At 53.7% G+C, this 26,317-nt stretch carries 16 protein-coding genes, 2 rRNA genes and 1 pseudogene; 13 read left to right on the forward strand and 6 right to left on the reverse strand.

The genetic code is table 11. The features are described from left to right. Positions 1-27 precede the first annotated feature (27 nt). From KXR87_RS20970 to aceK, 7 genes are all read left to right on the forward strand, one after another. Positions 28-2,933 (forward strand): 23S ribosomal RNA (locus KXR87_RS20970). A gap of 16 nt (positions 2,934-2,949) precedes the next feature. Beyond that, a 5S ribosomal RNA gene (gene rrf, locus KXR87_RS20975) occupies positions 2,950-3,058 on the forward strand. A gap of 94 nt (positions 3,059-3,152) precedes the next feature. Continuing rightward, the gene (locus tag KXR87_RS20980; protein ID WP_437434151.1) at positions 3,153-3,581 is read left to right on the forward strand and encodes a YjaA family stress response protein; all 429 of its coding nucleotides are present in this window, start codon (positions 3,153-3,155) and stop codon (positions 3,579-3,581) included. Between the two features lie 145 nt (positions 3,582-3,726). Continuing rightward, the gene (gene metA / locus KXR87_RS20985) at positions 3,727-4,656 is read left to right on the forward strand and encodes a homoserine O-succinyltransferase MetA (protein WP_437434152.1); all 930 of its coding nucleotides are present in this window, start codon (positions 3,727-3,729) and stop codon (positions 4,654-4,656) included. Between the two features lie 261 nt (positions 4,657-4,917). Beyond that, a complete protein-coding gene (gene aceB / locus KXR87_RS20990) occupies positions 4,918-6,519 on the forward strand; it encodes a malate synthase A (protein WP_437434153.1) in 1,602 nt (533 codons plus the stop codon). A gap of 168 nt (positions 6,520-6,687) precedes the next feature. After that, the gene (gene aceA, locus KXR87_RS20995) at positions 6,688-7,992 is read left to right on the forward strand and encodes an isocitrate lyase (protein WP_437434175.1); all 1,305 of its coding nucleotides are present in this window, start codon (positions 6,688-6,690) and stop codon (positions 7,990-7,992) included. Between the two features lie 533 nt (positions 7,993-8,525). Beyond that, positions 8,526-10,247, forward strand: coding sequence for a bifunctional isocitrate dehydrogenase kinase/phosphatase (gene aceK / locus KXR87_RS21000; protein WP_437434154.1), 1,722 nt, complete (start codon positions 8,526-8,528; stop codon positions 10,245-10,247). Between the two features lie 206 nt (positions 10,248-10,453). Here the strand turns inward: aceK and iclR are convergent, their stop codons facing one another. Continuing rightward, positions 10,454-11,281, reverse strand: a complete 828-nt coding sequence (gene iclR, locus KXR87_RS21005) for a glyoxylate bypass operon transcriptional repressor IclR (RefSeq protein ID WP_437434155.1) — start codon at positions 11,279-11,281, stop codon at positions 10,454-10,456. 193 nt (positions 11,282-11,474) lie between these two features. On the opposite strand from iclR, the gene metH reads away from it, so the two are divergent. The 3 genes from metH (at position 11,475) to KXR87_RS21020 (ending at position 18,266) form a co-directional block, all read left to right on the forward strand. Next, the gene (metH, locus tag KXR87_RS21010; RefSeq protein WP_437434156.1) at positions 11,475-15,158 is read left to right on the forward strand and encodes a methionine synthase; all 3,684 of its coding nucleotides are present in this window, start codon (positions 11,475-11,477) and stop codon (positions 15,156-15,158) included. 392 nt (positions 15,159-15,550) lie between these two features. After that, positions 15,551-16,834, forward strand: a complete 1,284-nt coding sequence (locus KXR87_RS21015; protein ID WP_437434157.1) for an HAAAP family serine/threonine permease — start codon at positions 15,551-15,553, stop codon at positions 16,832-16,834. Between the two features lie 64 nt (positions 16,835-16,898). Then, positions 16,899-18,266 (forward strand): L-serine ammonia-lyase, encoded by a 1,368-nt coding sequence (locus KXR87_RS21020; RefSeq protein WP_437434158.1) that lies wholly within the window; start codon positions 16,899-16,901, stop codon positions 18,264-18,266. 46 nt (positions 18,267-18,312) lie between these two features. Here KXR87_RS21020 and KXR87_RS21025 read toward each other — a convergent pair whose 3' ends face one another. Beyond that, positions 18,313-18,759 (reverse strand): helix-turn-helix domain-containing protein, encoded by a 447-nt coding sequence (locus KXR87_RS21025; RefSeq protein ID WP_437434159.1) that lies wholly within the window; start codon positions 18,757-18,759, stop codon positions 18,313-18,315. A gap of 253 nt (positions 18,760-19,012) precedes the next feature. Between KXR87_RS21025 and KXR87_RS21030 the strand changes: the two genes are divergently transcribed. Beyond that, on the forward strand, positions 19,013-19,453 hold the full coding sequence (locus KXR87_RS21030; RefSeq protein ID WP_437434160.1) for a hypothetical protein: 441 nt from the start codon (positions 19,013-19,015) through the stop codon (positions 19,451-19,453). A gap of 166 nt (positions 19,454-19,619) precedes the next feature. Then, positions 19,620-21,251, forward strand: a complete 1,632-nt coding sequence (locus KXR87_RS21035) for a Na/Pi cotransporter family protein (protein ID WP_437434161.1) — start codon at positions 19,620-19,622, stop codon at positions 21,249-21,251. 62 nt (positions 21,252-21,313) lie between these two features. On the opposite strand, the pseudogene KXR87_RS21040 reads toward KXR87_RS21035, so the two are convergent. After that, positions 21,314-21,601, reverse strand: a pseudogene (locus KXR87_RS21040) (addiction module antidote protein). 447 nt (positions 21,602-22,048) lie between these two features. Between KXR87_RS21040 and rluF the strand changes: the two are divergent. After that, positions 22,049-22,927 carry a 23S rRNA pseudouridine(2604) synthase RluF gene (rluF, locus tag KXR87_RS21045; RefSeq protein WP_437434162.1) on the forward strand — a complete coding sequence of 293 codons (879 nt, stop codon included), beginning with the start codon at positions 22,049-22,051 and terminating at the stop codon, positions 22,925-22,927. Here the strand turns inward: rluF and KXR87_RS21050 are convergent. From KXR87_RS21050 to rtcR, 3 genes are all read right to left on the reverse strand, one after another. Then, positions 22,924-23,196, reverse strand: a complete 273-nt coding sequence (locus KXR87_RS21050; protein ID WP_437434163.1) for a DUF3811 domain-containing protein — start codon at positions 23,194-23,196, stop codon at positions 22,924-22,926. The genes rluF and KXR87_RS21050 overlap by 4 nt on opposite strands. Before the next feature lie 99 nt (positions 23,197-23,295). After that, positions 23,296-24,237, reverse strand: coding sequence for a ketopantoate/pantoate/pantothenate transporter PanS (panS, locus tag KXR87_RS21055; RefSeq protein WP_437434164.1), 942 nt, complete (start codon positions 24,235-24,237; stop codon positions 23,296-23,298). Positions 24,238-24,484: 247 nt separating this feature from the next. Then, on the reverse strand, positions 24,485-26,065 hold the full coding sequence (rtcR, locus tag KXR87_RS21060) for an RNA repair transcriptional activator RtcR (RefSeq protein WP_437434165.1): 1,581 nt from the start codon (positions 26,063-26,065) through the stop codon (positions 24,485-24,487). Positions 26,066-26,317 lie beyond the last annotated feature (252 nt).

A 26,317-nucleotide genomic window follows, 5' to 3' on the forward strand; every position in this document is an offset into this window, starting at 1 on the left:
GTTTTACGAAACAGCTTCGGGTTGTGAGGTTAAGCGACCAAGCGTACACGGTGGATGCCCTGGCAGTCAGAGGCGATGAAGGGCGTGCTAATCTGCGATAAGCGCCGGCGAGGTGATATGAACCCTTGACCCGGCGATACCCGAATGGGGAAACCCAGTGTGAYTCGTCACACTATCATGTCATGAATACATAGTGGCATGAGGCGAACCGGGGGAACTGAAACATCTAAGTACCCCGAGGAAAAGAAATCAACCGAGATTCCCCCAGTAGCGGCGAGCGAACGGGGARGAGCCCAGAGTCTGAATCAGCAAATGTGTTAGTGGAAGCGTCTGGAAAGTCGCACGGTACAGGGTGAAAGTCCCGTACACGAAAAYGCATCTGTTGTGAACTCGAAGAGTAGGGCGGGACACGTGGTATCCTGTCTGAATATGGGGGGACCATCCTCCAAGGCTAAATACTCCTGACTGACCGATAGTGAACCAGTACCGTGAGGGAAAGGCGAAAAGAACCCCGGCGAGGGGAGTGAAAAAGAACCTGAAACCGTGTACGTACAAGCAGTGGGAGCACCTTCGTGGTGTGACTGCGTACCTTTTGTATAATGGGTCAGCGACTTATATTCTGTAGCAAGGTTAACCGTATAGGGGAGCCGCAGGGAAACCGAGTCTTAACTGGGCGTTAAGTTGCAGGGTATAGACCCGAAACCCGGTGATCTAGCCATGGGCAGGTTGAAGGTTGGGTAACACTAACTGGAGGACCGAACCGACTAATGTTGAAAAATTAGCGGATGACCTGTGGCTGGGGGTGAAAGGCCAATCAAACCGGGAGATAGCTGGTTCTCCCCGAAAGCTATTTAGGTAGCGCCTCGTGAAYTCATCTCCGGGGGTAGAGCACTGTTTCGGCTAGGGGGCCATCCCGGCTTACCAACCCGATGCAAACTACGAATACCGGAGAATGTTATCACGGGAGACACACGGCGGGTGCTAACGTCCGTCGTGAAGAGGGAAACAACCCAGACCGCCAGCTAAGGTCCCAAAGTCATGGTTAAGTGGGAAACGATGTGGGAAGGCACAGACAGCCAGGATGTTGGCTTAGAAGCAGCCATCATTTAAAGAAAGCGTAATAGCTCACTGGTCGAGTCGGCCTGCGCGGAAGATGTAACGGGGCTAAACCATGCACCGAAGCTGCGGCAGCGACACTTATGTGTTGTTGGGTAGGGGAGCGTTCTGTAAGCCGTTGAAGGTGGCCTGTGAGGGCTGCTGGAGGTATCAGAAGTGCGAATGCTGACATAAGTAACGATAAAGCGGGTGAAAAGCCCGCTCGCCGGAAGACCAAGGGTTCCTGTCCAACGTTAATCGGGGCAGGGTGAGTCGACCCCTAAGGCGAGGCCGAAAGGCGTAGTCGATGGGAAACAGGTTAATATTCCTGTACTTGGTGTTACTGCGAAGGGGGGACGGAGAAGGCTATGTCGGCCGGGCGACGGTTGTCCCGGTTTAAGCATGTAGGCGGAGGTTCCAGGTAAATCCGGTACCTTTTAACGCTGAGGTGTGATGACGAGGCACTACGGTGCTGAAGTGACAAATGCCCTGCTTCCAGGAAAAGCCTCTAAGCATCAGGTAACACGAAATCGTACCCCAAACCGACACAGGTGGTCAGGTAGAGAATACCAAGGCGCTTGAGAGAACTCGGGTGAAGGAACTAGGCAAAATGGTGCCGTAACTTCGGGAGAAGGCACGCTGGTGCGTAGGTGAAGTGACTTGCTCACGGAGCTGAAACCAGTCGAAGATACCAGCTGGCTGCAACTGTTTATTAAAAACACAGCACTGTGCAAACACGAAAGTGGACGTATACGGTGTGACGCCTGCCCGGTGCCGGAAGGTTAATTGATGGGGTTATCCGTAAGGAGAAGCTCTTGATCGAAGCCCCGGTAAACGGCGGCCGTAACTATAACGGTCCTAAGGTAGCGAAATTCCTTGTCGGGTAAGTTCCGACCTGCACGAATGGCGTAATGATGGCCAGGCTGTCTCCACCCGAGACTCAGTGAAATTGAACTCGCTGTGAAGATGCAGTGTACCCGCGGCAAGACGGAAAGACCCCGTGAACCTTTACTATAGCTTGACACTGAACATTGAGCCTTGATGTGTAGGATAGGTGGGAGGCTTTGAAGCGTGGACGCCAGTCTGCGTGGAGCCAACCTTGAAATACCACCCTTTAATGTTTGATGTTCTAACGTGGACCCGTKATCCGGGTTGCGGACAGTGTCTGGTGGGTAGTTTGACTGGGGCGGTCTCCTCCTAAAGTGTAACGGAGGAGCACGAAGGTTAGCTAATCCTGGTCGGACATCAGGAGGTTAGTGCAATGGCATAAGCTAGCTTGACTGCGAGAGTGACGGCTCGAGCAGGTGCGAAAGCAGGTCATAGTGATCCGGTGGTTCTGAATGGAAGGGCCATCGCTCAACGGATAAAAGGTACTCCGGGGATAACAGGCTGATACCGCCCAAGAGTTCATATCGACGGCGGTGTTTGGCACCTCGATGTCGGCTCATCACATCCTGGGGCTGAAGTAGGTCCCAAGGGTACGGCTGTTCGCCGTTTAAAGTGGTACGCGAGCTGGGTTTAGAACGTCGTGAGACAGTTCGGTCCCTATCTGCCGTGGGCGCTGGAGAATTGAGGGGGGCTGCTCCTAGTACGAGAGGACCGGAGTGGACGCATCACTGGTGTTCGGGTTGTCATGCCAATGGCACTGCCCGGTAGCTAAATGCGGAAAAGATAAGTGCTGAAAGCATCTAAGCACGAAACTTGCCCCGAGATGAGTTCTCCCTGAGACTTTAAGTCTCCTGAAGGAACGTTGAAGACGACGACGTTGATAGGTCGGGTGTGTAAGCGCAGCGATGCGTTGAGCTAACCGATACTAATGAACCGTGAGGCTTAACCTTACAACGCCGAAGCTGTTTTGGCGTGAGGTGGTCCCACCTGACCCCATGCCGAACTCAGAAGTGAAACGCCGTAGCGCCGATGGTAGTGTGGGGTCTCCCCATGCGAGAGTAGGGAACTGCCAGGCATCAAACAAACAGAAAAGCCTCATGCGAAAGCATGGGGCTTTTTTGCTATTGTTATATCTCAAAACGTTGAACGTATTGCTAAAGGAATTGGCTATGACTGTTCTGTACGCTCAGATTTATAAAAACCGAATGGTGGTTCGTAACCTTAATACGCGCCAGCAGGTCACCGGTACCCACATATTCAGCAATCAACGCATCATTATTGCCGATTTCTTTGAAGCGGAAGGTTTCCTGGCCCATCTTATTAAGCAGGTTGCACCCCGATCTTTCTGGCATGTGCTACCCGGCGCGGGAAACTTGCAGATCCTCAGCCACGCCCTGGAAATGAACGAGGGCGGGCTGTCGGCGGTAGAAGAAAGAGCCTTGCTTGAAATGACCTTCGGGGCCTCACAGGGGCGGTGTAAATATCCCAAAGTCATCGATGATGAGACGCTTCTGAACGATGAACAGGTCCTGGCGGCGCTCAGTCGGCAGGGTAAAGACGCTAATCCCCCCGCCAGTAAGCCTAAAATTATCTCCTGACCACAAATTGCCACGTTGCGACACAGTCGCGACGTGAAACTTCCTCACCTTCCACATGCAGACTCGACATTTACAGAAATCCTGGGTATCTTTCCAGCTGTCTGGATGTCTAAACGTTTAAACGTATGCAGTGAGGATATAAGTTATGCCGATTCGGGTGCAGGACGAGCTACCAGCCGTCAATTTCTTACGTGATGAAAACGTCTTTGTAATGACGACGTCACGTGCAACTGGTCAGGAAATTCGTCCGCTGAAGGTACTTATTCTCAATCTGATGCCGAAGAAAATCGAGACGGAGAACCAGTTTTTACGCCTGCTTTCCAACTCTCCCCTGCAGGTTGACGTTAAACTGCTGCGTATTGATACACGAGAATCCCGCAATACACCCGTTGAGCATCTGAACAATTTCTACTGCAATTTCGATGAAATCAGCGAAGAGAATTTCGATGGACTGATCGTTACAGGCGCGCCGCTGGGGCTGGTCGAGTTTAACGATGTGGCCTACTGGCCGCAGATCCAGCAGGTGCTGGAGTGGGCCAAAGATCACGTCACCTCAACGCTTTTTGTCTGTTGGGCCGTACAGGCGGCGCTCAATATTCTGTATGGTATCCCCAAGCAAACTCGTGAAGGAAAACTCTCCGGCGTTTACGAGCACCGCATTCTGCACCCTCATGCGCTGCTGACCCGTGGTTTTGACGATACCTTCCTGGCGCCGCACTCCCGTTACGCCGACTTCCCGGCCGCGTTGATTCGTGACTATACCGATCTTGAAATCCTGGCTGAAACAGACGATGGAGACGCTTACCTCTTCGCCAGTAAAGACAAGCGTATCGCCTTTGTTACCGGCCACCCTGAGTATGATGCCAACACCCTGGCGGGAGAATATTTCCGCGATGTGGAGGCGGGGCTGTCACCAGAGGTTCCCTATAACTATTTTCCTAAAAACGATCCGCAGAACAAACCGCATGCTACCTGGCGTAGCCATGGAAACCTGCTGTTTATCAACTGGTTGAACTACTATGTTTACCAGATCACCCCTTACGATCTGCGCCACATGAACCCCACTCTGGACTGATCCATTTGCGGGATCGTTAACCGTTTCAGCAGCATTTTAAGGCACCTTCGGGTGCCTTTTTTATTTCCGAAACCCCCTCCATGAACGATACAAACTTTAAATCATTTGTTATCAATACGTTAAATTGATTTTAAATTAAAAATGGAAATTGTTTTTGATTTTGGATTTTAATTGAGTAGTCTTATTTCTGCTGAACGAAAAAACGACAACCTGTCTCTTTCAGCGTGGGGACGTATTCGGATCACTGACGAGGGCTGCGTAATGACACAACAGGCAACGACAACGGACGAACTGACGTTTATTAAACCTTCTGGCGAGCGGGAAGAGCATATTCTTACGCCCGGTGCGGTAGAGTTTTTGACTGAACTGGTTACGCGCTTTACGCCACAACGTAATAAACTGCTGGCGGCACGCATCCAGCAACAACAGGCTATTGACGAAGGGACGCTTCCTGATTTTATTTCGGAAACGGATTCCATTAGAAATAGTGAATGGAAGATCCGTGGGATTCCGGCTGACCTCATGGATCGCCGCGTAGAGATCACCGGGCCGGTAGAGCGCAAGATGGTGATCAACGCGCTCAACGCCAATGTGAAGGTCTTCATGGCGGATTTTGAAGATTCCCTCTCACCCGACTGGGACAAAGTTATTGAGGGACAGGTTAACCTGCGCGATGCAGTGAACGGCACCATCAGTTACACCAACGATGCCGGGAAAATTTACCAACTTAAGCCCAATCCGGCGGTACTGATTTGCCGTGTGCGCGGTCTGCATCTGCCAGAAAAACATGTTACCTGGCGGGGTGAAGCCATTCCCGGTAGCCTGTTTGATTTCGCGCTCTACTTCTTCCACAACTATAAAGCGCTCCTGGCTAAAGGCAGCGGCCCCTATTTCTATCTGCCAAAAACCCAGGCCTGGCAGGAAGCCGCATGGTGGAGTGAGGTTTTCAGCTATAGCGAAGATCGCTTTAATCTGCCTCGCGGCACCATCAAAGCCACCCTGTTGATTGAAACGCTGCCTGCGGTTTTCCAGATGGATGAGATCCTGCACGCGTTGCGCGACCATATTGTGGGGCTTAACTGTGGTCGCTGGGACTATATTTTCAGCTATATCAAGACACTGAAAAACCACCCGGACCGGGTGTTGCCTGACCGTCAGGTCGTTACTATGGACAAACCTTTCCTCAATGCCTATTCGCGTCTGTTGATCAAAACCTGCCACAAACGCGGCGCGTTTGCGATGGGCGGTATGGCGGCCTTCATTCCGAGTAAAGATACTGAGCGCAACAATCAGGTGCTGGAGAAAGTTAAAGCGGACAAAGCGCTGGAAGCCAACAATGGGCATGACGGAACCTGGATTGCGCACCCTGGTCTTGCCGACACGGCGATGGACGTCTTTAGCAAAGCGTTGGGTGAGAATCCTAATCAGCTCTCTGTCACCCGGGAAGAAGATGCACCTATTACCGCAGAACAACTGTTAGCGCCAGCTGACGGTGAACGAACTGAAAAGGGGATGCGCGCCAATATCCGCGTGGCGGTGCAGTACATCGAAGCCTGGATCTCCGGCAATGGGTGTGTGCCGATCTATGGTCTGATGGAGGACGCGGCCACGGCTGAAATCTCCCGCACCTCCATCTGGCAGTGGATCCACCACGAGAAAACACTCAGTAACGGTAAGCCTGTGACCAAAGCCCTGTTCCGCCAGATGCTTGCTGAAGAGATGCGGGTCATTCAGGACGAGCTGGGGGAGCACCGCTTCAGCAGCGGTCGTTTCAACGATGCCGCGCGGTTGATGGAACAAATCACCACTTCTGATGAGCTGATTGATTTCCTGACCTTGCCGGGCTACCGCCTGCTCGCATAACGCCCAGGCTATTTTGTTCGCCATTTTGACTTCGGGCAGTTCTGAGACAAAACGCAACACGTTTTAAACGCCCTGGGGTGGTCCCGAAGGGATAAGCGGCTTCCCGAAAGCAAACTGCCTTCACTAATAACGCCTGGGTTGCCAGGATAAAAAATGGAGCATCTGCACATGAAAACCCGTACCCAACAAATCGAAGAATTACAAAAAGAATGGACTCACTCTCGCTGGGAAGGCATTACACGTCCTTACAGCGCGGAAGAGGTGGTGAAATTACGTGGCTCGGTGAACCCGGAATATACGCTGGCGCAGCTGGGTGCCGCGAAAATGTGGCGTTTATTGCATGGCGAATCGAAGAAAGGCTATGTCAACAGTCTGGGCGCGCTGACCGGTGGGCAGGCACTGCAGCAGGCGAAGGCGGGCGTGGAAGCCATTTATTTGTCCGGCTGGCAGGTGGCCGCAGATGCGAACCTCGCATCCAGCATGTATCCGGATCAATCGCTCTATCCGGCTAACTCCGTGCCCTCCGTGGTGGATCGGATCAACAACACCTTCCGCCGCGCGGATCAGATCCAGTGGTCATCCGGTATTGAACCCAACGATCCGCGCTACGTGGACTACTTCCTGCCGATCGTCGCCGATGCGGAAGCCGGATTTGGCGGTGTACTGAATGCCTTCGAGCTGATGAAATCGATGATTGAAGCCGGTGCAGCGGCGGTTCACTTCGAAGATCAACTCGCCTCGGTGAAAAAATGCGGACATATGGGCGGCAAGGTACTGGTTCCGACGCAGGAAGCAGTGCAGAAACTGGTGGCCGCACGCCTGGCGGCAGATGTACTGGGGGTGCCAACGCTGGTGATTGCGCGTACCGATGCTGACGCGGCGGATTTGATCACTTCTGATTGCGACCCTTACGACAGCGCATTCATTACCGGTGAGCGCACCAGCGAAGGGTTTTACCGTACTCACGCCGGTATCGAACAGGCTATCAGCCGTGGCCTGGCGTATGCGCCTTATGCTGATTTAGTGTGGTGTGAAACCTCCACACCGGACCTGGCGCTGGCGAAGCGCTTCGCCGATGCGATTCATGCGAAGTTCCCAGGGAAATTGCTGGCCTACAACTGTTCTCCCTCATTTAACTGGCAGAAAAATCTGGACGATCAAACCATCGCCAGTTTCCAGCAACAGTTGTCAGACATGGGCTACAAGTATCAGTTTATTACGCTCGCGGGTATTCACAGCATGTGGTTCAACATGTTCGATCTGGCGCGTTCTTATGCGCAGGGCGAAGGAATGCGTCACTACGTCGAAAAAGTGCAGCAACCGGAATTTGCCGCCGCCAAAGAGGGTTATACCTTTGTGTCCCATCAGCAGGAGGTGGGGACGGGTTATTTCGATAAGGTCACCACTATCATCCAGGGTGGCGTTTCGTCGGTGACGGCGCTGACCGGGTCAACGGAAGAGTCGCAGTTTTAATTTTCCCCTCACCCTAACCCTCTCCCCATTGGGGAGAGGGAACTGGCCGTGCTCGCCTTTTTTTGTGGGGATTCCCCAACCCTTAGGGAGAGAGGATGACAGGGTTGGGTGCTCAGGATTCGTGCCGTTTTTTTCTCCCTCTCCCCATTGGGGAGCGGGAACTGGCCGTGCTCGCTTTTTTGGTGGGGATTTCCCAATCCGCAGGGAGAGAGGATGACAGGGGTGGGTGGTCAGGATTCGTGCCGTTTTTTTCTCCCTCTCCCCATTGGGGAGCGGGAACTGGCCGTGCTCGCTTTTTTGGTGGGGATTTCCCAACCCTCAGGGAGAGAGGATGACAGGGGTGGGTGGTCAGGATTCGTGCCGTTTTTTTTCTCCCTCTCCCCATTGGGGAGAGGGAACTGGCCGTGCTCGCCTTTTTTTGTGGGGATTCCCCAACCCTCAGGGAGAGAGGATGACAGGGTTGGGGGCTCAGGATTCGTGCCGTTTTTTTCTCCCTCGCCCCTCCGGGGAGAGGGCCGGGGTGAGGGGACGCTATGTCGCGTGGGCTGGAACTACTGATTGCACAAACCATTCTGCAGGGCTTCGACGCCCAGTATGGTCGTTTTCTGGAGGTTACCTCCGGGGCGCAGCAGCGCTTTGAACAAGCCGACTGGCATGCGGTACAGCAGGCGATGAAACAACGCATCCATCTCTACGATCACCATGTGGGGCTGGTGGTGGAACAACTGCGCTGTATTACTGATAACCCGCGCCCTGACCCCGATTTTCTCCTTCAGGTTAAAGCGCACTATACCCAGCTTCTTCCGGACTATCCGCGCTATGAAATCGCCGAGAGTTTTTTTAACTCCGTATATTGCCGCCTGTTCGATCACCATGCGCTGACGCCCGAGCGGCTATTCATATTCAGTTCTCAGCCAGAACGCCATTTTCGTGAGCATGCCCGTCCGCTGGCAAAAGATTTTTACCCTGAAGCTTGTTGGGAAACGCTGCTGACGCGGGTGCTCAGTGATTTACCATTACGCCTGCCCTGGCAGAACCTGACGCGGGACGTGGGCTACATCATTGCCCATCTGGTGGAAACCTTCGGTGTTGAGGTGCTACGCAAGGCGCATCTGCATATCGCCAATGAACTCTTTTATCGTAATAAAGCGGCCTGGCTGGTAGGCAAACTGGTTACGCCTGCGGGGACGCTGCCTTTTTTGTTGCCGATTCACCGTAGCGATGATGGCGAGCTTTTTGTGGATACCTGTCTGACGGCCATCGCTGAAGCCAGCATCGTATTTGGCTTCGCCCGCTCCTACTTTATGGTTTATGCACCACAGCCTGCCGCGCTGGTGGAGTGGCTGCGGGAAATCCTGCCCGGCAAAACTACCGCCGAGTTGTATATGGCAATTGGCTGCCAGAAGCATGGCAAAACCGAAAGCTACCGTGAATATCTGAGCTACCTTGCGGGCAGTGATGAGCAGTTTATCGAAGCGCCGGGCATACGCGGCATGGTGATGCTGGTGTTCACTCTGCCGGGCTTTGATCGGGTGTTTAAAATCATTAAGGACCAGTTCCCGCCGCAAAAAGAGATGAGTGCCGCCCATGTACGTGCCTGCTATCAGCTTGTCAAAGAGCACGATCGCGTAGGGCGCATGGCGGACACCCAGGAGTTCGAAAACTTCGTGCTGGAGAAACGCCGGATAGCACCAGAATTAATGGCATTGCTATTTAAAGAGGCATCACAAAAGATCACCGACCTCGGCGATCGCATTGTCATCAGCCATCTTTATATCGAGCGGCGGATGGTGCCGCTCAATCTGTGGTTTGAGCGGGTAAGCGGTCAGCAGCTGCGCGATGCCGTTGAGGAGTATGGTAACGCGATTCGCCAGCTTGCGGCCGCGAATATTTTTCCCGGCGATATGTTGTTTAAAAACTTCGGCGTCACCCGCCACGGGCGTGTGGTGTTCTACGACTATGACGAAATTTGCTACATGACCGAGGTGAATTTCCGGGATATTCCTCCGCCGCGCTACCCGGAAGACGAGATGAGTGCGGAACCCTGGTACAGCGTCGCGCCGGGAGATGTGTTCCCGGAGGAATTTCGCCACTGGCTCTGCGCAGACCCGCAAATCGGACCTTTATTTGAGGAGATGCATGCGGACCTGCTGCGGGCAGATTACTGGCGCGGGTTACAAACACGTATTAAAAACGGCCACGTGGAGGATGTTTACGCCTACCGCCGGCGCCAGCGGTTTTGTATTAGAAGGTAAAAGCAAAACGGCAACATTGTTGCCGTTTTTAGGGTTTGTACCTTCTCACTGTAACTGTTTTATTCACATTGCGCTGTGTTATCGCTGTAAAGCGTAATGTTACTGAGGCCTCCTCTCCCGGTGGGCTGAGGAATCCTCATAAAAAATGCGAGCACAGACGGTTCCCTCTCCTCTTAGGGGAGAGGGCCAGGATAAGGGCATCAGCCTTAGCGCATCCCGCCCCAGGCCAGCGTCACCTCTTTCGCCCCTTTGATCGCCATCGCCCCCAGCTCCGTCACCCGGTCATCCGTGATGCGTGAAACCGGACCCGAAATAGAGATTGCCGCGAACGGCACGCCATGTTCATCATAAATACAGGCGGCAACGCAGCGCAGACCCAGTGCATGCTCTTCGTCATCAAAGGAGTAGCCGCGCTTGCGCGTCTGGGCAAGATCTTCTTTAAGATGTATCGGCGAGACCAGCGTCGCATGGGTATAAGCATGCAGCCCTTTACGATGCAGCAAGCCCGTGACCTGCTCCTCGCTTAACTGAGACAGAAAAGCTTTCCCCGCCCCTGAAGCGTGCATCGGCAGCTTGCCGCCAATCGGTGCGGACATACGCATAAGCTGGGTGCACTGCACCTGGTCGATAATAATGGCCTGATGATCGCTCTGGTCGAGTACCGCCAGGTTGACCGTTTCGCCGGAGTTCTCCATCAGGGTGCGCAAAATCGGATGCACAATCGCCATCAGATTGCGGCTTTGCAGGAAGCTGCTGCCGACGATAAAGGCATGCGCCCCTACGGACCAGTGGCCCAGTTCGCCCACCTGACGCACAAACCCCAGTTGTTGCATGGTGGTCAGTAAGCGGTGGGTGGTGGAGTTGGGCAAGCCAGCCTGCTGTGCCAGTTCGGTTAACGCCACGCTGCCGTGGGATTCAGCAATGGACTCCAGCAGCTTAAGCCCGCGCGTTAACGACTGGACCTGACCTGTGGGTTGCGTGGCAGCGGCAGTAGCGGGTTTTCTGCCGCGTTTAGCGGGTACATTGGCAACCATAGCTGACTCCTTTTCTGTATCGTGGAAATCATTTTCGTTTTATAGAATTATAACGCAACCCCATCAACTACTGATCGGATGAGTTCAGGTGAACATCTCTCATGTTACCCCTGTGCGACTTTTCCGATCTGCCAGTTTATGCCAGTATGTCCTGCTGGCCTTTTGGCCTGGTTGAGCGTCGTCGGGAGCACGTGTGAGCAGCAAAGTTGAACAACTGAAGCAGCAGTTAAACGAACGCATTCTGATTCTGGATGGGGGCATGGGCACCATGATCCAGAATCAACGTCTGAGTGAGCAGGATTTTCGCGGCGAACGTTTCGCCAACTGGCCCTGCGATCTCAAAGGTAACAATGACCTGCTGGTCATTACCCAGCCCGAGGTGATTGCGACTATCCACTCCGCCTATTTTGCTGCGGGTGCGGATATTATCGAAACCAACACCTTTAACTCGACGACTATCGCGATGGCGGATTACCAGATGGAATCCCTGTCAGCGGAAATCAACTTTGCCGCGGCGAAGCTGGCACGCGCCTGCGCTGATGAATGGACAGCCCGCACGCCGGAAAAACCGCGCTACGTGGCCGGGGTTCTCGGGCCAACCAACCGTACTGCCTCTATCTCACCGGACGTTAACGACCCGGCGTTTCGTAATATCACCTTTGACGGGCTGGTAGAGGCGTATCGCGAGTCCACCAAAGCGCTGGTGGAAGGGGGCTGCGACCTCATCCTGATTGAGACGGTGTTCGATACCCTCAACGCCAAGGCCGCCATTTTTGCGGTAAAAGAAGAATTTGACGCGCTGGGCGTCGACCTGCCGATCATGATTTCCGGCACCATTACCGACGCCTCCGGGCGCACGCTCTCAGGGCAGACGACGGAAGCCTTTTATAACTCCCTGCGCCACGCCGATGCGCTCACTTTCGGCCTCAACTGTGCGCTGGGGCCGGACGAACTGCGCCAGTATGTGCAGGAACTCTCCCGCATCGCCGAATGCTACGTGACCGCGCACCCGAACGCCGGCCTGCCCAACGCCTTTGGTGAGTACGATCTTGATGCGGACACCATGGCGGCGCAAATCCGCGAGTGGGCCGAAGCGGGCTTCCTTAACATCGTGGGTGGCTGTTGCGGCACCACGCCGGAGCACATCAAGGCGATGAGCGATGCTGTGGCAGGCCTGGCGCCGCGTAAGTTGCCGGATCTGCCGGTGGCCTGCCGCCTGGCCGGTCTGGAACCGCTGAACATTGGCGACGACAGCCTGTTTGTGAACGTGGGGGAACGTACCAACGTTACCGGTTCAGCCAAATTTAAACGTCTTATTAAAGAAGAGAAGTACAACGACGCGCTGGATGTCGCCCGCCAGCAGGTGGAAAGCGGTGCGCAGATTATCGATATCAACATGGATGAAGGGATGCTCGACGCGGAAGCGGCAATGGTGCGTTTCCTTAATCTCATCGCCGGTGAGCCGGATATTGCCCGCGTGCCCATCATGATTGACTCCTCCAAATGGGAGGTCATCGAAAAGGGGCTGAAATGCATCCAGGGCAAGGGCATCGTCAACTCTATCTCAATGAAAGAGGGTGTCGACACCTTTATCCATCACGCGAAGCTGGTGCGCCGTTATGGTGCCGCGATGGTGGTGATGGCCTTTGACGAAGTGGGGCAGGCGGATACCCGAGAGCGCAAAATCGAGATTTGCCGCCGGGCGTACAACATCCTGACCGAAGAGGTGGGCTTCCCGCCGGAAGATATTATTTTTGACCCGAACATCTTCGCGGTCGCGACCGGTATCGAGGAGCACAATAACTACGCCCAGGATTTCATCGGTGCCTGTGAAGACATTAAGCGTGAACTGCCGCATGCGCTGATCTCCGGTGGCGTATCGAACGTCTCGTTCTCGTTCCGTGGTAATGACCCGGTGCGTGAAGCAATCCACGCTGTCTTCCTCTATTACGCCATCCGGAACGGGATGGATATGGGGATTGTGAACGCCGGGCAGTTGGCGATTTACGACGACCTGCCCGCCGAGCTACGCGAAGCGGTTGAAGATGTGATCCTCAACCGCCGCGATGACGGCACCGAGCGTCTACTCGATCTGGCGGAAAAATACCGCGGCAGTAAAACCGATGAAACCGCTAACACCCAGCAGGCGGAATGGCGTAGTTGGGATGTGAAAAAGCGTCTTGAGTACTCGCTGGTCAAAGGCATCACTGAATTCATTGAGCTGGACACCGAAGAGGCTCGTCAGCAGGCTGCGCGCCCGATTGAGGTGATTGAAGGCCCGCTGATGGATGGCATGAATGTGGTGGGCGATCTCTTCGGTGAGGGCAAAATGTTCCTGCCACAGGTGGTAAAATCGGCCCGCGTCATGAAACAGGCGGTGGCCTGGCTGGAGCCCTTTATCGAAGCCAGCAAAGAGAAAGGCTCCAGCAACGGAAAAATGGTCATCGCCACGGTGAAAGGCGACGTGCATGACATCGGCAAAAATATCGTTGGCGTCGTTTTGCAGTGTAATAACTACGAAATCGTCGACCTTGGCGTGATGGTGCCGACAGAAAAAATCCTCAAAACCGCCCGCGAAGTGAATGCCGACCTGATTGGCCTCTCCGGGCTGATTACCCCGTCGCTGGATGAGATGGTGAACGTCGCCAAAGAGATGGAGCGTCAGGGCTTTACCCTGCCGCTGCTGATTGGCGGGGCGACGACCTCGAAAGCGCACACGGCGGTGAAAATCGAGCAGAACTATAGCGGCCCGACGGTTTACGTACAGAACGCCTCGCGGACCGTGGGTGTGGTGGCGGCGCTGTTATCGGAGACTCAACGTGATGACTTTGTGGCCCGCACCCGCAAAGAGTACGAAACCGTGCGTATTCAGCATGCACGCAAGAAACCGCGTACCCCACCGGTAACGCTGGCCGCTGCGCGCGAAAACGATCTGGCGTTTGACTGGGCAAGCTACACGCCGCCGGTTGCGCACAAGCTGGGCGTGCAGGACGTGGAAGCCAGCATCGAAACGCTGCGCAACTACATCGACTGGACGCCGTTCTTTATGACCTGGTCGCTGGCCGGAAAATATCCGCGCATTCTCGAAGATGACGTGGTGGGGGAAGAGGCGAAACGCCTGTTCCAGGACGCCAACGATATGCTGGATATGCTCAGCCGTGAGAAGACGCTCAACCCGCGTGGCGTAGTCGGTCTGTTCCCGGCGAACCGCGTCGGCGACGATGTAGAAATCTACCGCGACGAGAGCCGCACGCAGGTGCTGACCGTCGCGCATCATCTGCGCCAGCAAACGGAAAAAGTCGGCTTTGCAAACTACTGTCTGGCCGATTTCGTCGCACCCAAACTCAGCGGAAAAGAAGACTACATTGGTGCCTTTGCGGTGACCGGTGGCCTGGAAGAGGATGCACTGGCAGAGGCTTACGACGCGCAGCATGATGATTACAACAAAATCATGGTGAAAGCGGTGGCAGACCGCCTGGCGGAAGCCTTTGCCGAGTATCTGCATGAGCGTGTGCGTAAGGTCTACTGGGGTTATGCGCCAAATGAGAACCTCAGCAATGAGGAGCTGATTCGCGAAAACTATCAGGGCATTCGCCCGGCACCGGGCTACCCGGCCTGCCCGGAGCACACCGAGAAAGGCACCATCTGGGAACTGCTGGATGTGGAAGCCCACACCGGCATGAAACTGACGGAATCCTTCGCCATGTGGCCGGGCGCATCGGTCTCTGGCTGGTACTTTAGCCACCCTGACAGCAAATACTTTGCCGTGGCGCAGCTGCAGCGCGACCAGGTAGAGGATTATGCCCGTCGTAAAGGGATGTCGACGCAGGAAGTGGAACGCTGGCTGGCACCGAATTTAGGCTATGACGCGGATTAATACTCCTCGCTGCTCATATTCAATACATGGCCTGATTATTCAGGCCATTTTTATTTTCATCATTTCATTCGATGGACATCGCGGTACGACAATTTTTTATTAATCGTATGACAATTATAATTGTCATTAGCCGTCTTCGTATATATAACTATAGAGAGTGTTAATCCGCGTCATAATTAATAACGTATTAAAAATGATACCTCAAAATAATATAAAAAATTAGGTACTATTTTTGATACCTTAAAAGTCACCTCTCTAAATCAGGTTATGTGATCGCCGTAAATAACTAAGCTTAGCCTTATTTTATAAAATAACAAAATAAAGACAGCGTTCTTATTTCTTGAATATGAGCCAAATTAATTTGGCTTAAATATCTATTACAGAGGCCATATATGGAAAACGTTCAAAGTACTCTTGTCACGCGTGAAAGCAGTGGCTGGAGAAAGAGTGATACCGTCTGGATGCTGGGCCTGTACGGTACTGCAATTGGCGCTGGCGTACTCTTCCTGCCCATTAATGCCGGGGTAGGGGGTTTAATTCCGTTAATTATTATGGCCCTGCTGGCCTTCCCGATGACCTTTTTTGCTCACCGTGGCTTAACCCGTTTTGTCCTGTCCGGCAAAAACCCGGGGGAAGATATTACCGAAGTTGTCGAAGAACATTTTGGTGTGGGTGCGGGTAAATTAATTACTCTGCTCTATTTCTTTGCCATATACCCGATTCTGTTGGTATATAGCGTAGCCATTACGAATACCGTCGACAGCTTTATTACCCATCAACTTGGCATGGTGTCACCGCCGCGCGCTATCCTGTCGCTGATCCTGATTATCGGTATGATGGCAGTCGTGCGCTTCGGTGAAAAAATGATCGTTAAAGCGATGAGCGTGCTGGTGTTCCCGTTCGTTGCGGCCCTCATGATGCTGGCGCTGTATCTTATCCCCCAATGGAACGGCGCGGTTCTTGATACCCTCTCACTGAGCAGCGCGGCGCCCACCGGCCACGGTCTGTGGATGACCCTGTGGCTGGCGATCCCGGTCATGGTGTTCTCCTTTAACCATTCGCCGATCATCTCCTCCTTTGCTGTCGCAAAACGTGAGGAGTACGGTCAGGATGCCGAACGCAAATGCTCCCGTATCCTGAGCTTTGCCCATATTATGATGGTGCTGACGGTGATGTTCTTCGTCTTCAGCTGCGTGCTGAGCCTGTCGCCGGAAAACCTGGCCGAAGCGAAAGCCCAAAACATCTCCATTCTCTCTTACCTGGCAAACCACTTTAATGCACCAGTGATTGCCTGGATGGCACCCATTATTGCCATGATCGCCATTACTAAATCCTTCCTTGGCCACTACCTGGGGGCGCGTGAAGGCTTTAACGGCATGGTGATTAAATCTCTGCGCGGCAAAGGCAAGTCCATTGAGCTCAACAAACTGAACAAAATCACGGCGCTGTTCATGCTGGTGACCACCTGGATTGTTGCCACCCTGAACCCGAGCATCCTCGGCATGATTGAAAACCTCGGTGGCCCGATTATCGCCGTCATCCTGTTCCTGATGCCGATGTATGCCATCAATAAAGTCCCGGCGATGCGCAAATACAGTGGTGCTATCAGCAACGTGTTTGTGGTCATGATGGGCCTGATTGCCATCTCCGCCATCTTCTTCTCGCTGTTCAGCTAAGTTTCCCGCGCCGCCTGACTGAGGCGGCGTCTCTTTTCTGCTCCGTAACTCGCATGGGTGCCACATGATTAGCGTTTTCGATATTTTCAAAATCAGCATCGGGCCGTCCAGCTCTCATACCGTCGGGCCAATGAAAGCGGGAAAACAGTTTGTTGATACCCTGCAGGAAAAAGGCCTGTTACATAAAGTCACGCGGCTGGTGGTGGACGTTTACGGTTCGCTGTCATTAACCGGCAAAGGCCACCATACGGATATCGCCATTATCCTTGGCCTTTCCGGTTATTTACCGGAGACGGTGGATATCGACGCCATCCCGACGATTATCCGTGACGTCAACACCAACCAGCGTCTGTTTATCGAAGAAGGGAAGCGTGAAATAAAGTTTCCGGTCGCGGAATGCATGCGTTTTCATAATGAGTTCCTGCCGCTGCATGAAAACGGTATGAGCATCACCGCATTTTGCGAGGGCAAAATTGCCCATTTCCAGACCTATTATTCCATCGGTGGCGGCTTCATTGTTACCGAAGAAAACTTTGGTAAAAGCCAGGATGCGGATATTGATATTCCTTTCCCGTTCTATTCTGCGCGTAATTTACTAACCCACTGCCATGACAATTGCCTCTCTATTTCAGCCGTGATGATGAAAAACGAGATAGCTCGTCACGGTCGGGGCAATGTTGAACAGAACATGGCGAAAATATGGGACACCATGCGCAATGCCATCAACCGTGGGATGAGTACCGAAGGCATTCTGCCAGGCCCACTGAAGGTGCCTCGTCGCGCCTCCGCACTGCACCGTGTGCTGGCACCGCAAAGCCAGTCCATTACCCCATTAAGTGCAATGGACTGGGTTAACATGTTTGCAATGGCGGTGGGGGAAGAGAACGCCGCGGGCGGGCGTGTGGTGACGGCCCCGACCAATGGCGCCTGCGGGATCATTCCTGCTGTTCTGGCTTATTACGATCGCTTTATCAAAACCGTAACCCCGGACATTTACATGCGCTATTTTCTGACCGCAGGCGCGGTTGGCATTCTGTATAAGATGAATGCCTCGATTTCCGGTGCGGAAGTAGGCTGCCAGGGTGAAGTGGGTGTGGCATGTTCGATGGCCTCAGCCGGACTTGCTGAACTGCTGGGCGGTAGCCCGGAGAAGGTGTGCATTGCTGCTGAAATTGGCATGGAGCACAATCTGGGACTGACCTGTGACCCGGTTGCCGGTCAGGTGCAGGTGCCGTGCATTGAGCGTAACGCTATTGCGGCAGTCAAAGCCATTAACTCGGCCAGCATGGCGATGTACCGCACCAGCGACCCGAAAGTCTCTCTGGATAAAGTCATCGAAACGATGTTTGAAACCGGTAAAGACATGAATGCGAAGTACCGAGAAACGGCGCGGGGTGGGCTTGCTATCAAAGTCGCGGTGTGCGAATCCTGATCTCCTCAATTAAACCGTCTGCCTGGCAGACGGTTTTTTTCTGTCATTACTCTTTCTTTGCAACATCCGGCGCCTGATGTGACCAGACGACGCTATGGGAGGCAGAGGAGGTGTACCACTCGTTAATGGTTGAGTGGGCATCGTGCTTGAGAGCCGCATCTTCGGCGAATTTCTCTTTCGACGCGGTGGCCTGTTTCTTACGAATGCGGATACGGGCAGGAACGGCGGCGTTAATCTGTGCATTAAAGGCGCGTATGTGGGAGTCATACAAAATCGACTCCAGTTGATGCAGCCGATCCAGGCCCCGCAAAATGCCAATTAAGGTGCTGAGCGTGACGGACTCGCCCAGTTCAACGCGCTTAATGGTCGCGGCGCCAACCTGAGCGCGTTCCGCCAGTTCGATTTGCGACAGTCCGAGTTGCATACGGGTTTCTTTAATTCGGCGGCACAATTCGGCGATAATTTCATTATCGGACATCGTACTGAAGCGCATTTCACATCCTCTACTGCGACATTAAGCAGAGCAGATTATTTAACATAATAAATTATAAATAAAGCGGATAATTTTAAATTTGCGATGGTAACAACATGCTTTTTTCATTAACAAAGTTTCTACAGGAGAGACAGCCAATAATAAAAATAATAAAATTCCCCCCAAATAAATACCGCAGACGTTCTTTATCTCATTATTGCCGCGATTGCCTTTATACTTGATACGGTTAGCCGAACAAGGATGAAGTAATGAGATGAGTATAAAAGATAAAATATTTACGTTCTGGGGAATGATGGATGTGTTCGCTATCGGCAGCTACCTCTTTTTTTCCGTAAAAATGGGTAATCTGCCGTTCTGGTCTGACATTCGACACTTCTATGTCAATCTGTCGTTTATGCAAGTGAAGGGTGCTGACTATCTGTTGTTACAGTGTGTTTTCTTTATCTACCTGATGCTGATGGTTTCCCTGTTTTATTCTGGCTGGTGTTTCCTTAAGAAAAAACAGATTGGTATTTTGTTCATTAGCTTACAGGAGGTGATGCGGTTTTTCTCTCTCTCCTGCTCCGTTGCCTTCTTTCCTCTCATCTTACGGATCATGCGCATCGAGGATGCTCTGGTGGCCTTTATCCTCTTTCTGCTCTCGGAGACGCTTAAAATTGGCTCGTTGCAGTGGCTCAGGAAACAGAAGGGTTAAGGCGAACGGGCACCTGCTGTCTCTTTATTGTGTTTAACCTCTTATACTGAGAGTAAACCTTCCCCGCTTCCGCCCCCCGTGGTGGCACGACCCCCTTTCTGCTGAAGTAAGGAAGGGGTAGCGAGGGAAAGACAGGAACTTATAACAATAAGGAGAATCTGCATCCGTGTTAATTCTGCTTCACCTGCTCTCTTCGGTTGCCCTGTTAGTCTGGGGCACACACATTGTACGTACCGGCGTGATGCGCGTATTCGGTGCGCGGCTGCGCACCGTACTCAGCCGTAGCGTCGAGAAAAAAACGCTCGCCTTTAGCGCCGGGATTGGGGTAACTGCTCTGGTTCAGAGCAGCAATGCGACCACCATGCTGGTCACCTCTTTTGTGGCCCAGGATCTGGTAGCACTGGCGCCTGCGCTGGTGATTGTGCTGGGGGCGGACGTGGGAACCGCGCTGATGGCGCGCGTGCTCACTTTCGATCTCTCCTGGTTGTCGCCTTTGCTGATTTTCGTAGGGGTCATCTTCTTTCTTGGACGTAAGCAAACGCGGGAAGGGCAGCTGGGCCGCGTGAGCATCGGCCTTGGGCTTATCCTGCTGGCGCTTGAGCTTATTGTACAGGCGGTCACGCCCATTACTCAGGCGAACGGCGTACAGGTGATTTTCGCCTCACTGACGGGCGATATCATGCTGGATGCGCTCATTGGCGCGGTGTTCGCGATCATCAGCTATTCGAGCCTGGCCGCCGTACTGCTGACGGCGACCCTGACCACGGCGGGGATCATCTCTTTCCCGGTGGCCCTCTGCCTGGTGATTGGCGCGAACCTCGGCTCTGGCTTGCTGGCGATGCTCAACAATAGCGCAGCCAATGCCGCCGCCCGCCGCGTGGCACTGGGGAGCCTGTTGTTTAAGCTGGTGGGGAGCATCGCCATTCTGCCGTTTGTGCATATGCTGGCGGATCTGATGGACGAGCTGCCGCTGCCCAAAGCTGAGCTGGTTATCTATTTCCACGTCTTCTACAACCTGATTCGCTGTCTGGTGATGGTGCCCTTTGTGGGGGCGATGGCGACCCTTTGCCAACGATTAATCCGTGATGAACCAGAACTGGACGCCCGGCTTAAGCCGAAGCACCTGGACAGTTCTGCGCTCGACACGCCTACCCTTGCACTGGCCAATGCCGCCCGTGAAACGCTACGCATTGGTGACGCGATGGAGCTCATGCTTGAAGGGCTGCACAAAGTGATGCACGGTGAACCCCGTCAGGAGAAGGAGCTGCGTAAGCTCGCTGATGACATCAACGTGCTTTATACCGCCATCAAGCTTTACCTTGCCCGTATGCCCAAAGAGGAGCTGGCCGAAGAGGAATCTAAACGCTGGGCCGAAATTATTGAGATGTCGCTCAACCTGGAGCAGGCGTCCGATATTGTCGAGCGTATGGGGAGTGAAATCGCTGATAAATCGCTGGCGGCCCGGCGGGCTTTTTCCGTCGAGGGACTCAGGGAGCTGGATGCGCTCTATGAGCAACTGCTCACCAACCTGAAGCTGGCAATGTCGGTCTTTTTCTCCGGTGATGTCACCAGCGCCCGCCGCCTGCGTCGCAGTAAGCACCGTTTTCGCATTCTCAACCGACGCTATTCTCACGCGCATGTTGACAGGTTACATCAGCAAAACGTGCAGAGCATTGAAACCAGTTCACTGCATATGGGCCTGCTGGGTGACATGAAACGCCTCAACTCGTTGTTCTGCTCCGTAGCTTACAGCGTGCTGGAACAGCCCGACGACGATGACGGGAAGGACGAGTATTAAGTCTGACAGAGTGGGTGGCGCAGCGGATCCACTGCACGGCGCCATCTGCCAGTGCTTATTGTTTATAGTGCAATGACTGTCTTAATGGATAGCGCAATGGCCAGCGCTTTCATCACGGCGAGGGTCGTTTTCAGCGTTGAATTGCCTTAGTCACTGACTGAGCGAGATAGCTGTTCGCGGGATAAACCCGTGCTGGCTGCAACCTGTGTCATCCCTTTCGCACGCGCCACGACGCCTAACGCTTTTGCACTGTACGCGGCATCGCCTGTTTCAAACGCATCAGCCATAAAGATGGCAATTTCATCATCAACCAGCGCAGTGGCGGGATCATAGAGGGTAAGGTTGTTCATCAGTGAATATCCCCTGCTCTGTGATTGAATTTGATAATTTTTCGGCAAGGATGATGTCGTTTTCTTGAGAACGTTTATCACCATAAAGCAGAAGAATGATAACCTTCCCCTGTTATTTATAATAAATCCTGTATCCCGGCCCCCAGTGAACCCTTGGCTCACTAATGCCCTCTCCAACGGGTTACGCATCACCCGAAAGGGGATTGGCCAGGCGGAAAAGGCGAGTGGCAATAAGTGTCTTTGCCCGTCGGTCTGTAAGATTTTTTTCCCATCTACGCAACACATCGGTTGATTCCGCGTTTGTTGCTCACACAACGTTGCGCGGTCTTTCAGGCGTCACGTTATGCAGAAAGACGCAGCAGATCACATTTAATTGGCGAGCGCTTGTGTAGAGGATTTTTTATCTGCAGTCAGGTGAGATATATTTCACCGATTACAGGAGAATTTATGCTGCCAGACTCATCAACCCGATTAAATAAATACATCAGTGAGAGCGGAATCTGCTCGCGCCGCGAGGCCGACCGCTTTATCGAACAAGGCAACGTCTTTATTAATGGTAAACGCGCTGCCATTGGCGATCAGGTTAAGCCCGGTGACGTTGTGAAGGTCAACGGCCAGTTGATTGAGCCGCGCGAAGCCGATGATTTAGTGCTGATTGCGCTGAACAAACCGGTCGGTATTGTCAGCACAACCGAAGATGGTGAGCGCGATAACATCGTGGACTTCGTTAACCACAGTAAGCGCGTTTTCCCTATTGGCCGTCTGGATAAAGACTCTCAGGGGCTGATTTTTCTTACCAACCACGGCGACCTGGTCAACAAGATTTTGCGCGCCGGTAACGATCACGAAAAAGAGTATCTGGTGACGGTGGATAAACCCGTTACCGACGATTTCATCCGTGGCATGGGCGCGGGTGTACCGATCCTGGGTACCGTCACCAAAAAATGCAAGGTCAAGAAAGAGGCACCTTTTGTGTTTCGCATTACCCTGGTGCAGGGGCTGAACCGCCAGATCCGCCGCATGTGCGAACACTTTGGATTTGAAGTGACCAAACTGGAGCGCACCCGCATCATGAACGTCAGCCTGACGGGCATTCCACTGGGTGAATGGCGTGATCTCACCGACGATGAGCTGATCGACCTCTTTAAACTCATCGAGAATTCGTCGTCTGAAGCGAAGCCGAAAGCGAAGGTAAAACCGAAGGCCGCAGCGACAACCGCGAAGAAACCGGCAGCCAGCGGGGCGAAAAACATGGCAAAAACCCCGGCGGAGCTGGCGTCACGCAAACGCTTTACCGCACCGGGTCGTAAGAAGAAAGGACGTTAACGCCTGCCGCGCGTTGAGGTACTGGCCGACCACGAAAAGGTGGCCGCTTCATCCGGTTTGTAAGCCTGCTTTTTCTTTAACTGGCGGGCTTTTTTTGCCTCTGCTTCCCGCTCCACCATCAGTTTGTCGATGTACTCTTTTTTGACGTTATTGGTTTCGGCGTTGGTCAGCACGCGTCCGTGGGCAATGCGTGCGCGATCCAGTAACGTTTTCAGTTCACGCTGTTCGCGCTCGGTCATCTCTTTTTGCGTAATGCGGGGGAGTGCCATGGGTGTGCCCTCAGTGGGAAAGTGAACCCAGTGTACGGCAATGTGGCGAAGCTCACCATGATATAAGCCGGGTAAGCGTGAGCCACCCGGCTTTGCTCATTACTTTTGCGTCACTCTGTCCTGCGGTTGCTGTTCAATAGGCTTACCAGACCAGTAGCCTGCCAGCAGCGAACCGGAGAGGTTGTGCCACACCGAGAACAGTGCCCCCGGCAGGGCCGCCAGCGGGGAAAAGTAGATTTTACCGAGCGCTGCCGCCAGCCCGGAGTTTTGCATACCCACTTCAATCGCAAGCGTGCGGCAGGTGGACTCGTCAAAACCAAACAGACGTCCGCCCCAGTAGCCGCACAGCAGACCGATGCTGTTATGCAGAATCACCGCCACTATCACCACCAGGCCGACTGACGCAATGTGTGCCGCAGAACCCGCCACCACCGCGCTGATGATCGCCAGAATGCAGACCATTGAAAATGCCGGCAGGTACGGCTCTACAGCTTTCACCACACGTGGGAACAGATGGTGAACGACCAGACCGAGGCCAATCGGTATCACCACAATTTGCAGGATGCTGAGCAGCATACCCATGATATCAACCTGAATATGCGCGTCCACGTAGAGGCGGGTGAGCAGCGGCGTGGCAATCACGCCCACCAGCGTGGAGACAGACGAAATCGTCACGGAGAGCGCCACATCACCCTTCGCCAGATAGATCATCACGTTGGAGGCCGTGCCGCTTGCCACGCTGCCAACCAGCACCATCCCGGCAGAAAGGTCCGGCGGCATGTTGAAAATCATCGCCAGCAGCCAGGCGGCTAATGGCATCACAAGGTAGTGCAGAAAAGTCCCTGCGGCGACGGGAGCCGGGCGCGACAGCACACGCTTAAAGTCGTCAATTTTTAAGTGTACGCCCATGCCAAACATAATCAGCATCAGAAGCGTGCTGACCCAGGGGCCAATGGGCGTAAAGGTAGAGGGCGTGTAATAAGCAACAACAGAGAGCAGCAGCGCCCATAACGGGAACAGCCGGGTCAGTACGGCGAGCATAGCGATTTCCTTGCAGGTGTGGTGTTGTGTTTCGTTATGTACCCTAACTAATTCGAGTCGCCGGAAGGCGGCAAGTGTGTGACTCCCAGGGAGCTTACCGAAGTAAGTGACTGGGATGAGCAAACACAGCCAACACGCGTGCGGCCTGAAGTATGACGGGTATAAAAAAGGCCGGGATCGAGCACGGCCATAGGTATTGTTTATCGTGTGCGGAAAAAATATTCAAACAAATTATGGTGAAGAGGATTCATGTGCCGGTGTGGATGCTTTCCCAGCTCAGCCCGAAACGGGCCAGATATTTGCGCAGACGGTCGGCATCGTTAGGATTGGCTTTCTTCAGCCGTGAGACGGCAAACAGCTCGCGGCCTGCCCCGGAGAGAGAGGTACTGCGGCGGCACACCTCCAGCACCGTTTCGAGCTGGCGCTGGTCAAAGAGATCAATCTCTTCATTGAGCGGCGTGGGGGCAGGTATGCTGCGCCAGTTCTGTTGTAAGCGTGTAATCTCCTCTTCAGCGCCGGCCAGGGTGATACGACCTTGCTCCGCAAGCGTTGCCATACGGGCAATGGACGAACTCAGCTCGCGGAAGTTGCCGCGCCACTGCGCCTGAGCGGAACAGGCAAAGGCCAGATAGCGCTCACGGGCTTCTTTGTCGAAGCGGATCTGCGTTTGCGCTTCTGCCGAGAAGCGTTGCAGTTCAAATTCGATATTGGGGGCGATGTCTTCCCGCCGCTCGGCAAGCCCAGGCAGGGCGAAGGTCCACATATTGATACGTGCGTAGAGATCCTCGCGAAACCGTCCTTCCATCACCCACTGGTGCATATCCCGGTGGGTTCCGGCGATAAGCTGAAAATCGCTGTGGACCTCTTTATCTGATCCGAAGGGAAAAAAGGTTTTTTCCTCAATGGCTTTTAGCAGCATCGCCTGTTCGTCCAGCCCCAGTTCGGCAATTTCATCCAGAAAGAGTACCCCTCCATCCGCCTCGCGCAGTAACCCCTGGCGTGATGAGAGCGCCCCGGTAAAAGCGCCTTTCACGTGGCCAAACAGCGTGGACATGGCGTTATCGCCACGCAACGTGGCGCAGTTGACCGCCACCAGTCTGCCCGCCACCCGGTGCCGAGCCTGACGCAGCTGAAAAATACGTTTCGCCAGGAAGGATTTCCCGGCACCTGTCGGGCCGGTAAGCAGAATCGGGGCCGTGGAGCGTAAGGCGACACGTTCGATCTGTTCTATAAGCGTATTAAAGGTTGCGTTGCGGGTATCGATACCCGCTTTCAGCAGAGACACCGCGTGCTGCTGCTCGCGCTGAAAGCGGCTGGTTAAGGTGGCGTAGCGGCTCAAATCCAGGTCGATGACAGAATGTACCCCCGCCGCAACATCTTCTTCTGAGGAGCCTTTGGGTGCCGGACCGGTTTGCAGAAGGCTGGCGGGCAGATAGCGGGCCTCCGTCAGTAAAAACCAGCAAATCTGTGCCACGTGCGTGCCGGTGGTGATATGCACCAAGTACTCTTCGTTGTCGGTATCAAAGTCATAGTGGGTCGCAAAATCGAGAAACGCAGCGTAGACCTCTTCAAAGTCCCAGGGGTCCTGGATCGTCACGCTGTGCGGACGCACCTCCGTCCCGGGGGAGAGAAGGGCAATATCTTCCGCCAGTTGTTGTGCCATACCGATGTCGCGTGGCTGATGGAGCAGTTCCAGCCGATCGACTGGCAAATCCGGCTGCTGACACAACCCGACCGTTGGCCGCCATTTGCGCAGGCGGTTGGCCCGTTTTCCCCGCTTGTCGAGTACCGTACCAAGAACACCAATCACTACCCTGCGTTTCTTCATGTTTATCCTGCAAGATAAATTCCGATAACTTAGTATAAAAATACAGCTAAGTGAACACAAGTTAGTTAAAAGCGATTGTCATAAAATTACTTATTTATCAATAGCTTAAATAAATTATTTTCTTTTTTATCTTTCTGGCACGCTTCTGGCAATAGCTAATACGTCACGATGCTGAGCACGCAGGGGGTAAGGCCCCGCCAGCGCACCCGGAACGGTAAGACGTTATCCGCGGGGCGTTCTGTCAGCACCGGG

It is taken from the genome of Yokenella regensburgei, assembly GCF_051486985.1.
Lineage (GTDB): Bacteria > Pseudomonadota > Gammaproteobacteria > Enterobacterales > Enterobacteriaceae > CBFFRJ01.

Coding starts and splice junctions, on each gene's coding strand:
- KXR87_RS20980 (WP_437434151.1), top strand. CDS start 3,153: ATGACTGTTCTGTACGCTCAGATTTATAAAAACCGAATGGTGGTTCGT.
- metA (WP_437434152.1), top strand. CDS start 3,727: ATGCCGATTCGGGTGCAGGACGAGCTACCAGCCGTCAATTTCTTACGT.
- aceB (WP_437434153.1), top strand. CDS start 4,918: ATGACACAACAGGCAACGACAACGGACGAACTGACGTTTATTAAACCT.
- aceA (WP_437434175.1), top strand. CDS start 6,688: ATGAAAACCCGTACCCAACAAATCGAAGAATTACAAAAAGAATGGACT.
- aceK (WP_437434154.1), top strand. CDS start 8,526: ATGTCGCGTGGGCTGGAACTACTGATTGCACAAACCATTCTGCAGGGC.
- iclR (WP_437434155.1), bottom strand. CDS start 11,281: ATGGTTGCCAATGTACCCGCTAAACGCGGCAGAAAACCCGCTACTGCC.
- KXR87_RS21015 (WP_437434157.1), top strand. CDS start 15,551: ATGGAAAACGTTCAAAGTACTCTTGTCACGCGTGAAAGCAGTGGCTGG.
- KXR87_RS21020 (WP_437434158.1), top strand. CDS start 16,899: ATGATTAGCGTTTTCGATATTTTCAAAATCAGCATCGGGCCGTCCAGC.
- KXR87_RS21025 (WP_437434159.1), bottom strand. CDS start 18,759: ATGCGCTTCAGTACGATGTCCGATAATGAAATTATCGCCGAATTGTGC.
- KXR87_RS21030 (WP_437434160.1), top strand. CDS start 19,013: ATGAGTATAAAAGATAAAATATTTACGTTCTGGGGAATGATGGATGTG.
- rluF (WP_437434162.1), top strand. CDS start 22,049: ATGCTGCCAGACTCATCAACCCGATTAAATAAATACATCAGTGAGAGC.
- KXR87_RS21050 (WP_437434163.1), bottom strand. CDS start 23,196: ATGGCACTCCCCCGCATTACGCAAAAAGAGATGACCGAGCGCGAACAG.
- panS (WP_437434164.1), bottom strand. CDS start 24,237: ATGCTCGCCGTACTGACCCGGCTGTTCCCGTTATGGGCGCTGCTGCTC.
- rtcR (WP_437434165.1), bottom strand. CDS start 26,065: ATGAAGAAACGCAGGGTAGTGATTGGTGTTCTTGGTACGGTACTCGAC.